We start from the raw sequence: 14,681 nt of genomic DNA, 5'->3' as shown, positions 1-14,681 counted from the left end.
GTTCTAAAGGAGTATTTAATTCATTCAATAAAGATATGAATTGAGAATCGTATTCATCCATCCCGCCATTATCTGGAATAACTGATGGTGTTGTTACCCAGCTGCAGCCAACAAAAAATAAACAAAAAAATAGTGCACTTCCTAGAACAGTTATTTTCTTGATATTTGCCTTTATCGCATTAAAATTTATCAAATATTTCTGCTTATAAGTTTTAAATAAACGTAGTATAGAACCGCTCCTTATTTTGTTTGTAATCTTTTTTTGTTTGCTTTTTCTAATCTTTTCTTGAATCTGTCTAGCTTCGGAAGTCTATCACTTCGACCTTTGTAAACAATATTCTCGAATACCCAAACAGCTTTTTCCAATACTCTAATCTCGTCTTCTAATGATCCTTTTTTACTATACACTATGGCTAATCTTTCGTATGGATGACTGCCCTCAAATTCTTCTTTAATATTCTTTTCATATAGCTTGATGGCTTCATCTATTTTACCTTCTTTTTCAAATTCGATTCCTTTTAAATTACGGTTAACTATATTATTCTCAATTTTACTTATTCGGTTTCTATGCTTTTCAATTAACTTCAAACTGCTATTTGGATCTTTTAATAATTCCTCATACTCTAGATTGAGTCTTTTAAGCTTTTCCCCTTCTGTTTCACCCTTTACTTTTTTGTCCGAGATAAGGTCAAAAGACTGATTTTTATTCCCTATTTTTTTAATGTATGGATTATTCTTAGAATATTCTTGCTTAAAAAGAGGCTCATTACAATTTTTACAAAATTTACTTCCTTCTTCGTTTTCAGAATCACATAGCGGACATTTTATTTTCATACTAAAAATCTCCCTTTATTTTTAATAAAGTTTTTCTGATTCTCAGCATTGTTTTTTAATTATTGTTTATATCCTCAATCCTTCCGGAATCGATCCACTCTTTTATTATTTCTCTTCTCTTTTCTTCCAGAACAACCTAAAAGATACCGGAGTATTTCCTTGGTACGACTTCCCTATTTAAGAAAATAGAATGTGTTCTCCTATTATTTACTAGGGTATTATCTAACGAAGAACCTTCCCCTGTTTTACTGTTGAATTATTAACCTGAGACATCTTCCTTATTTATCTAATTTAAAAATAAAATATTAATTTTCTCAGAAAATGGGATGTGTTATCCCTGTCACATTATATTGTCAAAAGAACCGCCCATGTGACATTTTATTAAACTTCATTCGCCTCGACCACCATTTTAAAATCAACCTTTAACTCCCGAAAATGCATTTTAGCGCATCTAATTTTATCCGCTTCGATATTTCTTAATTTTTCAAAATCTTTAATACCCTTCGTTTCTCTTATAAGATAAAGCGTATCATCTTCGTGCTTCACTATAGCCCAATCAGGATTATATGTTCCTATAGGCGTGTCGATTTTAAACCATGAAGGAAGCTTTACGAATAATTTTATGTCATCGCGCATATCCAGACTTTCGGCAAATCGCTTTTCTATTTCAGAATCGTATTCAATGGCGTCATATACTGATTTTTTAACTTCAATTAGATTGTTTAAATAGCTTATAATTTCTGTTTCCTCAAATAACCTCATCTCATATTCCTGCCCGGCTATTTTCTCATATTTAATGCCATCCACCACTAATTGATGAAGTTCATTCTTTATTAATCGAGCTACTGAATCCATAAACTTCTGAGGATTCAGAGGAAATTCTTCGATTCTACCGGAGCTTATCAATATTCGCACTATGGTATTTCTGGTTAGTTCGGTTTCTTTCTGCAAATAGGCAAGAATATCCGGTAAATTCACTTTATCTTCACCATAAGAAGCTGTAGTTTCCTGAATTCTTAATTCTTTAGTTACAATGCCTTTTTCTTGAATGTCCACTTCCGCTTTTTTGTAAACAATTTTTACCTTTTCTATCCGGTCCATTTCTCTTATGGCTTTTGATGCTTTTTCAATGAGAACATCCGTATCATATTCTACCGAATAGGTTGTTTTGGGTTTGATTTTATCCCAAAGCTTCTTAAACTCATCATCAAGATATACCATTTTATTTATTTTTAAAGTTTTTCGATTATTCCGATTAACAACATGCTCGGAAAAGAGATAGCTTTGAACGATATCAATCACCTGGTGCTTTACATCTTGAAATTCCGGGCTAAGTATCACTTCAAAATACTTATCCGAAGGATTAAATTTAGGTTGGATTTTACCGTCTTCATCAATATGCCCCTGCTGTTTTAATTCTTCCCAGATCTTTTTCGATTTTTCGTCCCCTAAAGTCGTTTCTTGATCATCAATAACTTGTATAATTTTTGCAAAGGCATTTTTACTCACCGCCCCAAAGTGGACATTAAAGTCTTCCTCTATCTCGGTCTGAAGCTTCCTGGCAAAATCCTCATAACTTTCATTGGCAATAACCGTAAGACGATTAATCGTCTCATCGAATATCCGCTCTCCTTGCTGATTAACTGGCAACCTGAGTCCCCGCCCAATCTCCTGTCTCTTTTTCATTTCTGACTTTGTTTCATTGAGTGTGCATATCTGAAACACATTGGGATTATCCCACCCCTCTCGTAAAGCAGAATGGCTAAAAATAAAACGTAGCGGCTCATCCAAAGACAGCAATTGTTCCTTGTTTTTCATAATTTTATTGTAAACATCTTCATCTGCTAGAGTAGTACCTGAAGTATCCTTCAAAATGCCCTTTTTATCAGCAGCAAAATAGCCATCGTGAAGCTTTTCAAGTGGAAATTTTAACAAATCCTTATAACGTGGTTTTTGGATTAACTCATTAAAATACTCCTCAAACCACAAAGCTATTTTCCCTTTTACCGGATTACCTTGCTCATCATAAGAGCGGTAATTGGCAACTCTATCAATAAAAAATAACGAAAGAACCTTAATTCCCTTATCCTTAACCTTTAACTCCTTCTCCAGGTGTTCTTGAATGGCGTTTTTAACTTGAATTTTCATGATATCATCAGTCAAACCACCTTGAGTTTGTCCTAGAGCAAGGGTCTTACCGTTGGCAAATGAAATATATTCGTTACCCGGTTCGGCATTAATCTCATTAATGATATAACTATTTCGATAATTTTCCCGCTCATTTGACCTGACAAATAAATCATCTCCTGATCTAACTGTTACATTCTTAAGTTTCGGACCGCTTGACGAATCCACATGTATAGAAAGTTTTGCCCTGATCCCGTTTTGATTATCAACCGCTTTAAATTGAATAAAAGGTTGGTTAAAATATTCTTCGCTCAAAACAGATGCAACCTCAATTCGTTTTACCAAGCGCATATCATAGGCCTTAATAGGATCAAGTTTATAAAGCAGATTGTAAGGATTTCTATGTGTAGCAGAATAACGCATGGTACAAAGTGGATTTAAGGTTTCCATAGCCTCTTTTGCCTTTGGGGTATTATCAACGCTTTGAGGCTCATCTATAATGACTATCGGGTGCGTTGCCTGGATAAACTCAATAGGTTTTCTCCCTGATAATTTATCACTTTCTCTGTGGATAATATTGCTCTTTTTTTCTTCATCCTTATCTTCTAAAGTTTTCCTGAACGCATCGATATTTATCACCATTATTTGAATATGGTTGCTGGCAGCAAACTGACGCACTTGATTAATTTTTTTTGAATCGTAGACAAAATAATCATAGGAAACATTATTATAAAGATGCAGAAAATGCTCTTTGGTAATTTCGAGGTTTTTTAAGACACCTTCTCTAATCGCCACACTGGGAACAACAATGACAAATTTTTTAAAACCGTATTTTTTATAGAGCTCAAAAATAGTACGGAGATATACATACGTTTTTCCGGTACCCGTCTCCATTTCTATGGAAAAATGCCTGCCTTGAAATGAAGAAACCTTTTCAAGGTCATTATGCTCCTGGACTAAATGTATATTCTTTAACAAAGCAGCTTCATCTAAGATAAGGTTGTTCCCTATCCCTAATTCAGTCTGGAAAATCCAGTCCAACCTTTTAAAACCTATTTCAAGATCACCTTCTGACAAAGGCTGGCCGTAAAATACTTCAGCCATTGCGTTTACCGCATCTATTTGAAATTGTAAATTTGGGTCAAATTTTAGTCTCATCATTACGCGTCCTTTGTGTGTCATAGAATATAAGCAATTCTCTTTGTGTATCATATAACATCTTTTATGATACACAAAAAAGCTTGCTTATATTTTAATATGCACTATAATCTATTCGATAATTTTTATTAACTTATTAAATATCAATATGTTAGCTTTACTTCCAGCACCCTGTCGTAAGATAGATACAATTTCTTCCTTCTCTAGTAAATGCAAGATACGAATCGCACTTGGTTTTGGAATGCCCGATTCTCGTATAAAATCTGTTGTGCTAAATATGGGATGGGTAAAAAGGGCGTCAAGGATTTTTGCTACATACTGAGAATGAGTAACGGATTGAATGCGCTCCTTTTTTTGATTATATAGCTCAAGTATTGCCTTTGCCTTCCGGGAATTCGCTTTTGCCTGTTCAGAAATTACTTTTAAAAAGAATTCTATCCACTCCTCCCACTTCTTTGCATCAGTAATTGTCTTAAGCCGGTCATAATATTCATCTCGATGAGACTCTAAATATTCACTTATATAAAAAATCGGTGAATTGAGTAATTTCTTTTCAAATAAAAAGAGCGGTATCAAAATCCTACCAACCCTGCCATTTCCATCAACAAAAGGATGAATAATCTCAAACTGGGCGTGAATGATAGCAAGCTGTACTAGAAAGTCTTTTTCTTTAAAGTGTATGTATTTTTCAAAATTAGAAAGACATTCTATAAGCTTCATCGGTTCAGGAGGTACATAATCAGCCTGGTCCATAGACATTCCCGGCTTCCCAATCCAATTCTGAACAGCCCTAAATTTTCCACGTCCCTTATCCCTTCCCCGAACGCTATCCAGCAAAATACTATGAACCTGCTTAATCATATTAAGAGTAATCGGCTTTATAGTAAGCCAATCCATAGCAAACAAGATGGATTTACGATAGTTAATAATTTCCTGGATGTCTTTTTCGCGCTCAGTTTCAATGTTTGCCCTTGCTACGGCTTCAAACTCCAGAACCTCTTCAAGCGTTGCCTGCGTTCCCTCAATCCGTGAAGATAAAACAGCTTCCTTGGTAGTTAATGGAGACAGTAAAATATGCGGATTAACAATTCCCTGCACTATGCCATCATAGCGCGCAAGCTCGGAATTTGCCGGTCCAATCAGATGAATAAATCTCATCCAATCCAATTTTTCTAATGGTAAAAAATCAGGTATATATGGCTTCATTTTTCCTCCTTATCTCACACCGTTCTAAAATCATCAACGCCTTTTGACTTCATAATCTGCACGGCGTTGGTTTTGAGCTGATCATTATTGGAAAAACCTCGATCCAGGCAAATAACCCTGCTTGGCTGTTTTTCTGCCATCGCTTTTATAAGCTCTTTGGTAAGCTCTTTTTCAAGGCAGATAAGCATAGCGCCGCCTTCTATGGAATAAACAGCTTTTCCTGCCAGCTTAATCTTTTCAATCTTCGTGGTCAAATTAAACCCGGCTTTAAGAAGAATCTCATACAAAATATCATCCTGGCTCGCTTTGTAGCTAATATGATCGATATGAAGTTCTAATTGTTTTTCAATAGATGCCTTATCCGGTGAAATTTGTTCCGTGCCCCAGATCTTAAAATTAGACTTATCGAGTTTAAAAACCTTAAAACCTAAATCCATTTTATTATTCTTAAACAAGGTTTGTTCTGTTTCTTTTTTAATTTTTTTTATTACGCGTCGGATCCGCTCTTTGCCAATATCGGCGATAGTTTTATAACCTGCTTTGTAAGCTTCGGAATTTTCGTTGCAAATTTCGGGAAGTTGAACCATGATAAATTTACGATTACCGCCGTCTTCTTTGTTTAGGTCAATAACCGCGTGTGCAGTTGAAGAAGAACCAGCAAAAAAATCAAGAATTATGTCATTGAAACCAGCCCCCGCCTTTACAAAATGCTTGATCAATTCAACTGGTTTAGGGAATTCCATTATCTTTTTATCAAATATTTTCTCTAATTCAGCTGTTCCTCTACGAGATGTAAATTCAACCCCACTAATCAGAGACCTTATAAGTTTTTCAGTAGTCCGCATTTTTTGAACAATTCTATATTCACCATCTCCTGTCATATATCCGATTATTTCTTTATTTAGCTCACTTTGCGCTTTATCTCTCCCCCATCTCCATACGAATTGGACCTTGTTTTTTTGTGACAAAGGCGGTAATATTTCAATGCCATCAATTGATTTGTCCAGACTTATTTCAAAAAAGTTATCACCAATTTCGCTAACTTTCTTTTTAGACAAAAGATAAAAAGGGTAAAAAAGATTGGGACGGTTATCTTTGGAAAATGCTTCGTTACTATTGTAAAGCGGATGCACATTAAATTCGCCAACGGAATCTTTATATCTAAACGTTTTTTCTTTATCTGTAATCAAATTCGTCTCAGTAGAGTTAATACTTTTAGCATAGAAAAGGCAATATTCATGCATTTTCCCGATGTGCCCATAATCTCGTGCATTTGGAGTTGTATTGATTGTAAAACATCCTATAAAATTTTCCTCACCGAATATTTCATTCATAATGGCACGAAAACTATGCGCTTCATTGTCATCTATACTAATAAAAATTACACCGTCATCACGCAGCAAATTCTTTGCTAAGAACACCCGTGGATACATCATATTAAGCCATTTACTATGGAACCTTCCTTCTGTATCCGTATTAGTAGAAAATTTTTTGCCCTCAGCATCAACCTGACCAGTATATTGTAAATAGGTGGTCAGGTTCTCTTTATAATCATCGGGATAAATAAAATCATTACCGGTATTATAAGGTGGGTCGATGTATATCATTTTAACTTTTCCATAATAGGACTTTTGAAGAAGTTTTAATACTTCAAGATTATCTCCTTCGATAAATAGGTTCTCGGTATTATCAAAGTTGACAGACTCTTCTCGGCAAGGTTTTAATGTTCCAATGCTTGAACTCTGAATAATCTTAAAACAATCGGCTTTGCCCGGCCAGGTCATCCCGTACCGTTCTTTCCCCACTTCAATTGCCTTACCCAAAGTAAGTTTTAATTTCTCAAAATCGATCTTGTCTTCAGTAAAAACTTCCGGAAATAACTTGCGTAACTTTTCTTTTTGTTCTTCAATAATACTCATTGACCGTAAATCAATTTTTTTTATTTTTGACATATTCTTCTCCTTAAACTATTGTGCCAGGATAGATTTTTTGTCACACTTCAAGAATATATATTTACCTTATTGAATCGCCAGCAGGGAGCAAAAAATAAATCTTCTTTAATTTTTCTATATCCTTTTTATAATACGACAAAAGGCTTATAAAATCCTTCTTTTTTTCAAAATATATTTCAAACTTCCCAGTATGTAGTTCTTGTTTTTTACTGATAAATCAAGGAATATCAGGAGAAGCAGGTTAGTATTGAGATAATAAATAAGCAATGAATTTATTTATTTTGAATTTTAATTCTAATACCTTATAATAATTAATGTTTGCACTTTAAAAATAAGGTATTTGAATATTGAAAAAAGATAACGAAGCATTAATCCGCACTAAGGCTTGTAGTATTTATGAAAAACACTATTCTAATCAACCTGACATTGCACCAACCGGTAAAATATACGATAAAGAAACGATCATCCAAGAAATTTCTTTTATCCTAAAAAGAACCTTGATCACCCCGAGAAGGAAAAGGTATTTAGAACTGAAATTTCCTTTATCTGCCAGGGATACTTTTGGAGCCGTTTCCAACATCTTCTTCTCCCCCAACTTCGAAGATTCACTGAACTACCTCTCCCCCCATTATGCCCTAAATTTTTTTAAAAACAAATATGTGCTTATGCCAAAGAACATCAAATGCTTCAAAGGACTTATGGAATTATCCCCTATTTTACCCTAAAGGAAATAGCTTATTTAATGAAAGCTTTTTCAATGTATCTTGAAGACAATACCAGGTCTTTAATTAAAACCGGCTGGCCGGAATATAATCTCACGGAAAGTGTATGGCTGTTTTGCAAATTGGCGCCAAATTATCCCATTAATCTACCTAAATATATCAAAAATTACCATCGAATCAAAAATCCCCGCCATGATCCTTATTTCTTCGTAAAGAAATGTTTCTTTCATAAAAACAAACAATTCCCAAAATATAATAGCCAACCATGCATTTTGAGAAAAACATTGACATTCAGAGAGCTTGCCTATATCGAAGAAATGAGGGATAAATTCCTGGATATAAAAAAAGCTGTGTTACATGAAATTACACAGCATCTTTTTTTAGAATCAATTGATAAAGACGACTGGCTTTTGAACTGCTTAGAACTTCTTTTTAGCAAGTTCTCCAGGAAAGATCTTGAAATGATAGAGATCATCGATAAAAAATATAACCAAATAAAAATATTCAATTATCCCTTAAACGGAGGATTGAATAATTTAGTCGAAATGATCATTTTTTGCTATGAAGAAAGCAAATTCGGGAAAATGAATCTTGAAAAGAATACGATGAAATCACTTATCAAAGGATCAAAATTTGCCTGGCAGAAAAATATCATTTCTTATTATCAGCTGGCTCAATTTAACGAAGATACCTACGAAATGAAACGATTTAAATTTATGAAGAATCAGTTAAGTAATGATCTTTTTCAATGAGTGGTAACAGAAAACCCTTTTTCTTTGATGCCCTTCCTAATGTTTTGATAAACTCATCTTTATTTTCGTGAATCATTGATTATAACTCTCCATTTTTTATTCAGTGTGCCTTTACGCGAACTGCTAAGAGAACCAATAGATGTCTTTCTATGCTTTTTAGGAGAGGCTTCAAAATATTTTCAGGAACTCCGGCATCATCAAGTATCAACCCAATACGCTTTCTGGTCTTAATATTGGGAAAGCAAACTGCATATTCAACCAGTTTTTTTATATTACATTTATTATTTTTTACAATTTCTGTAAATATCTTGGAAGCGTTGATAATACCTCCAACAGGTTTCTTAAAATAAATAAGGTCTATTAGCGTCCTCTCTTTTGAACTGATGTTTATTTCTTCATCTTTTATCCTTATTTTTTCTATTCCATAGATACGATTTTCCTTTATCTTGATAAATCTATAAGACAAACCGCAAATTATCTTTTCCATACGCTTGGTGGTATTTAGAACGTACACGGTTTGAAAAAGCTGCTCGATAAATCCATAATAGTTAAACATGGTCGAATATCCAACATAGTAGTTTTTCTTCGGAAAGAAAAATGGCGGGATAAGTAACTCATCTACACCCATTCCTTCTGGACCTGCTTCAAGAGGAGAAAAAACATACACACCTGGTTTTATTAATGAAAGTATTTTTTTCTTTTTGAGCCTAAAAACAATTTGTTTTCTATCCTCCGGTGAAAGATTAAACATTTGATCCATTTCTTTCGCCTTAACAATAGCCTTTTTTTCATAGGTCAAACGAGCCACAATATTCGTCTCTATCGGTCCTAAAATCTTATATGTATTTTTAGTATTCATAGGTTATCTCCCAAATAACTTACGGAACTCTTTTTTACATTGATATTTTATCGCAATAATCGGTAATGTCAAAATAAAGAATAAGGATAAGAGCTAGTTTTAACATTTAACATGACTTTCGCAACAGCAGAGAGATGAGAAAGGTCTGATGAATCAGACCCCTACCTTTGAGATTGTCGTGACGCTATGCTCCAATGAGGGGGAGGTAATGAGATTGCTTAGTCGCTTTATTCTTCGCAAAGACAGGGAGAAAAGTTTTTTTAAAATATTTGTTGCAATGGGAAAAGAAGTGGGGTAAAATAGACTTACGAATTTTTGTTCGCACCTGCTTATTTAGATATATTTTTAATAAATGATTAGAAAGGAAGGAAGTAAATTGTTCAAAAAACCGATGAAGATGAGAGATTTAGAAGTTTGGGGAGTCCCCTCCTATATTGTGGATATCTGGGAGAAGAGTTATTCTCCTTACCTGCTGACGGTGCAGGAGAAAGCGGTCAGATATTATGGGGTGCTGGAAGGGCGAGGGGTAGAGAGAAATCAGAATCTTTTGGTGATTGCGCCGACTTCTTCGGGGAAGACCTTCATCGGGGAGATGGCGGCTATTTCACAGGTTATCCATAAAAAGAAAATCCTCTATTTAGTCCCTTTAAAAACCCTGGCGGAAGAAAAATACCGGCATTTTAAAAGACTATATAGCCACTGCGGAATCGATATCACCACCTCTTCCCGTGACCGCAAAGAAGAGGATAAAAAGATTAGCCGGGGACAATTTCAGGTCGCCATCATGGTCTATGAAAAATTTAATTATTTTCTCTTAAAGTATCCCTCCTTCCTAAGCAGGGTTTCTTTAGTAGTCATCGATGAACTGCAGCTAATCAATGATCCGGAAAGAGGTCCCCTTTTGGAGGAGATGCTGGTTCATTTACAAAAACGGGAGCAAAAGATCAAAATCATTTCTCTCTCGGCTTTCTTAGAAAATCAAGAAGCTTTTTTAAGCTGGTTTCCTTCCCGGCTGCTCACCTCCTACCAACGTCCGGTAGAGCTGCGCAAGGGAATCGTGAGAGAAGGAGTCTTTAAATACATTACTCATAATGAAAAGAAGTTCGGGGAAGAAGTATTCTTCCCTCCCCAGGCGGTATCCGATAATTGCCAGAAAGATTATGTCCTGGAGACAGTCCGTTATTTTATTTTACATCATGAACCTACCCTCCTCTTCTTTCCCACTAAATCAGAAAGTAAAAAGTGGGCTGAGTGGCTAGCCGATAGACTGGAATGCCCTCCTGCCAAATCAGCCATAGAGGAGCTTAACCAGATGGAGGAGACTCTATCCCGGGATATTCTGCTCCCTCTTCTGGAAAAAGGGATGGCTTATCATAATGCTGACCTTTCCTGGGAAGAAAGAAATTTAGTAGAAAATTATCTACGCCAGGGAGAAATAAAAGTCATCTGTGCTACAACCACTTTGGCAATGGGAATTAACCTTCCTTTCAAGAATGTCATTCTCTCTATGGATAAGATAGAAAATATTAACGGAGATAGTAAGGAGGTCCAGCTGACCAGTCTTAGTTTTACCGATATAGAAAATATGGGTGGAAGAGCAGGAAGGTTAAATAGCGGAAGAGAGGAAGAATTCGGAAGGGTCATTTTTTTGGCCCATTCCCTGCTTTCGGAGACTATTTATCAAAACCTCTATTTTAATTTTCTACGGGATACCCAGGCAGAGGATAATAAAATAAGGGGACAGGTAGCAGAGGAAATAATACCCTATCCCAATGCCCTTGCCGGAGCAGGTCCTAAAAAGAAGGAAAGGGATTTGACTACTCTCTTACTTCGACTAATGGTAAATGGTAAAGATAATATGGCTGCCCTATTGGATCAGCCAACTGGTTATTGGCAATGGGTGCTGGATAAAAAAAGAATTAAGGAAGGAATTGAAGATGCCCTGCAGAATTTAAAAGATAATCAGTTGGTGATAGAAGATGCGAAAGGCAGATTAGCTCCTACTCCTACCGGCCTCCTGATCACCGCTAAAGGGATTAAAGTGGCTACCTATCTTTATTTTTTATCCTGGATAGAGAAATCTATTCAAGGCGAAATAAGTGATCTGGAGATTATCCTCACCTTAACGGAAAGTGAAGACGGCAAATCCCTGCCTATTCCTTATCCTCAATTCTACCGAAAGGGTTATCGGGTAGACCGCTATAATTATACTGACTGGCAGGAAATCTACCGTAATAAGCTGCTGGCTTTAATCTTTAATTTAGGAGAAGAAGGTAAGGAGATTTATCAGGGGGAATTTGGCCTGATCAAAGGGAAAACTACCCTGGAAGATTATCTGGCCTTTAAAAAGACGCTCCTCTTATATGATTGGATCGGAGAAAGAGAAAGCAAGAGTATTGAACAGGAGTACAGTCTTTACCGGGGTACGATAGAGAGACTGGGAGAAGGATTTTCCTGGCTGGCCGATAGCCTGGCGGCCATTGCCGAAGATAGCGGCTGGAGCAAGGGTCGAGAAAAAGATGTAAAGAAGATCAGGCTTTTATCTGAACGGATGGTAGAAGGGGTGGAAGAAGAAGGTTTAAGCTTGGCGCGATTACATATCCCCGGATTAACCCGGTATTATATTGAAAGGTTGGTAAAAGAAGGATATGAAAATGAGGATTGTTTGAAAGAAATAGGAGAGGAAGAGCTGAGTAAGGTACTGCCAGAGAGATTAGTAAATAGGATTAAGAGCAGGATAAAAGAAGAAAAAGAAAATGAAGAAGCGAAAAAACAAAAGGTAAAGGCTAATAATTCTAATAAGGCGACTGCTAACAATTCTAATGCTGAAACTGAAAGTGAGCACCCAAAACTGACCACGGCGGCCACTGCTAAAGAGTTGAAAACCGAAACCGCTGAGCGAAAACCGGCAGCTATTTTAGAGATCGACCAACACCGCCCGGATAGAATTATCTTTGAGGGGAAAGAGATAAGAGTTACAGCAATAGAATTTTCCTTAATCTACCTTTTAGCCCAAAATAGAGGAAAAATACTCACCTATAATGACCTTTTAGATACAATATGGAAAGAAAATGAGGATGCCACTTACGTTCAGATAACCTGTCATTTATATAGAATAAGAAGAGGCATTCTAAAAATTATTGGTAAAAATAAAAAGAATAATAAAAGGGTCAAAGATATTTTAAAAGTAATTTCTCGAAGAGGAATTATGTTGAATTTAGAAGAAGATAAATTAAAAATAAATTAAGACAAAAACCATCATAATTTTTTAAAAATATAATATTTTTATCTTGATTAAAATCCAGATAACCATTGTGTTGTCTGGATTTTTTTTATTCTTTCTTACCTTAAAAAATATAAACAGAAAATAAACAAATAATAAACAGAAAAGTTATTACAAGAAAAAATATTTATGTTGTAATTATAAAGGTCGGCCGACCTGAGGGGACAGGCAACTTTTAATAAAAAGTAGCCTGGGTAAAACGGGGACAGGCAACTTTTATTAAAAAGCAGCCAGTCCCCTCCCGGCGGGGCGGATGAATCCGCCCCCTACAAAAGACTTGAAACTAAAACACTTACTTTTAAGACTTACGACTTTTATCAATGAAGGAAGAACAATAGATGGAAAAAGAAAAACAAAATGAGCAATATGAACCAAATAATTATAGTTTTACTATGGTGCCTGATTATTTTTTCAGAAAGTTGATCAAGGTGATGGGAGCACTACCTAGTATAGTCTATCTTTCTCTTTTGTCTTATTGTCACAAGAATAAAGATATTGCCTGGCCATCTTTAAATACCATGAGCCAAGAGACGGGACTGGCAAAAACTACCATAATTAGAAATTTAAATATTTTGCTTAAACAAAATTTCATTAAAAATATCGCCAAGGATAAATCCTCTAAAAATTACTATTATCATAATGTCTATCAAATCACTCCTCCAGAGAAGATCCTTTTATCCTTTTTTTCAGGTATTAAAAATAATGCCGGTGGTAGTGTAGCGATACCACCAGAGTTCCAGAACCCTACCGACAGTGGTAGCGTAACGATATCTCGGGTAGTAGCGGAACGCTACCCTAATAATAACAATCCTAACCATAACCATATAACAACAACAAACAGAGGAAAAGATGCTGTTGCTGCTAAATTTAAAAAAATAAAAGAGAAAGGAGAAGAAAGAACGATGGTGATAAGACAACGGTTGGTTAAATTAGATTTTAAGAGGGAATTCATTGAGGGGATACTGAAAGACTTTTCGATCAAGAAGATTGAGGAGAAATTAGATTTGCTGATGGAGCGGAGGAATATCCAGAAACCTGCCGCTTGGCTGGTAGCAGCCCTTAAGAACGATTACCGGGATGGACAACCAGAGGATATTCCTATCCAAGTCTCATCCATTTCTGAAGGTAGGGGCTCGCTTCATCGAGCCCCTAATAAGGAAAGGGGACGGATAAATCCCCCTACAAAGACAAAGACCAGCTCCAAAGATAATGAGAAAATCCTTTCCAGTGAAGAAGCAAGAAGACGCTTCCACCTTTTAAGGCAAAAACTAAGTAAAACGGGGACATAAAACGGGGACAGGCAACTTTTTACCTAAGGGGACAGGCAACTTTTAGTAAAAAGTAGCCAGTCCCCTTAGGTGTCAAAAATTAAAAAATATAGATTGAAAACTATTTTAAAAAAGGAGATTCAAATGTCCGAATTATCAGAGTTAATCGCTCGCGCCAAGCAGAGAGACGTAGAAGCCATGGAAGAATTATTCCATCAATTTAAACCCTTGTTAAAATCAAGAGCCAAAAGATACGCCCGCATGGGATTAGAATATGAGGATGTCTTCCAGCAAGGGGCACTGCTCTTTATTATCGGTGTTTATGAACACCAAAAAGAAAGAGAGAGATCCCCTACTGCCTTTTCCGGCTATATCAAAAAGAGGCTCGACTGGGGATTATGGGTCTATTATCGCAAGCAGGTAAAACGGGGACAGGCAACTTTTATTAAAAAGTAGTCTTAAAACGGGGACAGGCAACTTTTATTAAAAAGTAGTCTTAAAACGGGGACAGGCAACTTTT

The 14,681-nt window shown here is 35.8% G+C and carries 10 protein-coding genes; 5 read left to right on the top strand and 5 right to left on the bottom strand.

The features are described from left to right. Window positions 1–240: 240 nt before the first annotated feature. From ENO17_02145 to ENO17_02130, 4 genes are all read right to left on the bottom strand, one after another. Window positions 241–558: a hypothetical protein gene (locus tag ENO17_02145; protein HER23847.1), complete on the bottom strand. Its 318-nt coding sequence runs from the start codon at window positions 556–558 to the stop codon at window positions 241–243. A gap of 657 nt (window positions 559–1,215) precedes the next feature. After that, entirely contained in the window at window positions 1,216–4,119 is a 2,904-nt protein-coding gene (locus ENO17_02140; protein HER23846.1) for a DEAD/DEAH box helicase, read from the bottom strand. Window positions 4,120–4,230: 111 nt separating this feature from the next. Next, complete coding sequence (locus tag ENO17_02135; protein HER23845.1) at window positions 4,231–5,325, bottom strand: Fic family protein; 1,095 nt, start codon at window positions 5,323–5,325, stop codon at window positions 4,231–4,233. Between the two features lie 14 nt (window positions 5,326–5,339). After that, complete coding sequence (locus tag ENO17_02130) at window positions 5,340–7,268, bottom strand: site-specific DNA-methyltransferase (protein HER23844.1); 1,929 nt, start codon at window positions 7,266–7,268, stop codon at window positions 5,340–5,342. Window positions 7,269–7,624: 356 nt separating this feature from the next. On the opposite strand from ENO17_02130, the gene ENO17_02125 reads away from it, so the two are divergent. Both ENO17_02125 and ENO17_02120 read left to right on the top strand, forming a co-directional pair. Beyond that, the gene (locus tag ENO17_02125) at window positions 7,625–8,002 is read left to right on the top strand and encodes a hypothetical protein (GenBank protein ID HER23843.1); all 378 of its coding nucleotides are present in this window, start codon (window positions 7,625–7,627) and stop codon (window positions 8,000–8,002) included. A 17-nt stretch (window positions 8,003–8,019) separates the two neighbouring features. Continuing rightward, on the top strand, window positions 8,020–8,751 hold the full coding sequence (locus ENO17_02120; protein ID HER23842.1) for a hypothetical protein: 732 nt from the start codon (window positions 8,020–8,022) through the stop codon (window positions 8,749–8,751). A 100-nt stretch (window positions 8,752–8,851) separates the two neighbouring features. On the opposite strand, the gene ENO17_02115 is transcribed toward ENO17_02120, so the two are convergent. Next, window positions 8,852–9,610 carry a hypothetical protein gene (locus ENO17_02115; GenBank protein HER23841.1) on the bottom strand — a complete coding sequence of 253 codons (759 nt, stop codon included), beginning with the start codon at window positions 9,608–9,610 and terminating at the stop codon, window positions 8,852–8,854. A gap of 376 nt (window positions 9,611–9,986) precedes the next feature. Between ENO17_02115 and ENO17_02110 the strand changes: the two genes are divergently transcribed. The 3 genes from ENO17_02110 to ENO17_02100 all read left to right on the top strand — a co-directional run bounded on the left by ENO17_02110 (window position 9,987) and on the right by ENO17_02100 (window position 14,617). Continuing rightward, window positions 9,987–12,857, top strand: coding sequence for a DEAD/DEAH box helicase (locus ENO17_02110; GenBank protein HER23840.1), 2,871 nt, complete (start codon window positions 9,987–9,989; stop codon window positions 12,855–12,857). Window positions 12,858–13,231: 374 nt separating this feature from the next. After that, on the top strand, window positions 13,232–14,182 hold the full coding sequence (locus tag ENO17_02105) for a helix-turn-helix domain-containing protein (GenBank protein ID HER23839.1): 951 nt from the start codon (window positions 13,232–13,234) through the stop codon (window positions 14,180–14,182). A 123-nt stretch (window positions 14,183–14,305) separates the two neighbouring features. After that, window positions 14,306–14,617 carry a hypothetical protein gene (locus ENO17_02100; protein HER23838.1) on the top strand — a complete coding sequence of 104 codons (312 nt, stop codon included), beginning with the start codon at window positions 14,306–14,308 and terminating at the stop codon, window positions 14,615–14,617. Window positions 14,618–14,681 lie beyond the last annotated feature (64 nt).

It is taken from the genome of Candidatus Atribacteria bacterium (assembly GCA_011056645.1).
GTDB lineage: Bacteria > Atribacterota > Phoenicimicrobiia > Phoenicimicrobiales > Phoenicimicrobiaceae > Sediminicultor > Sediminicultor quartus.
The sequence above is the reverse complement of the archived record's forward strand: the minus strand, read 5'-3'. Positions and strand labels throughout refer to the sequence as shown.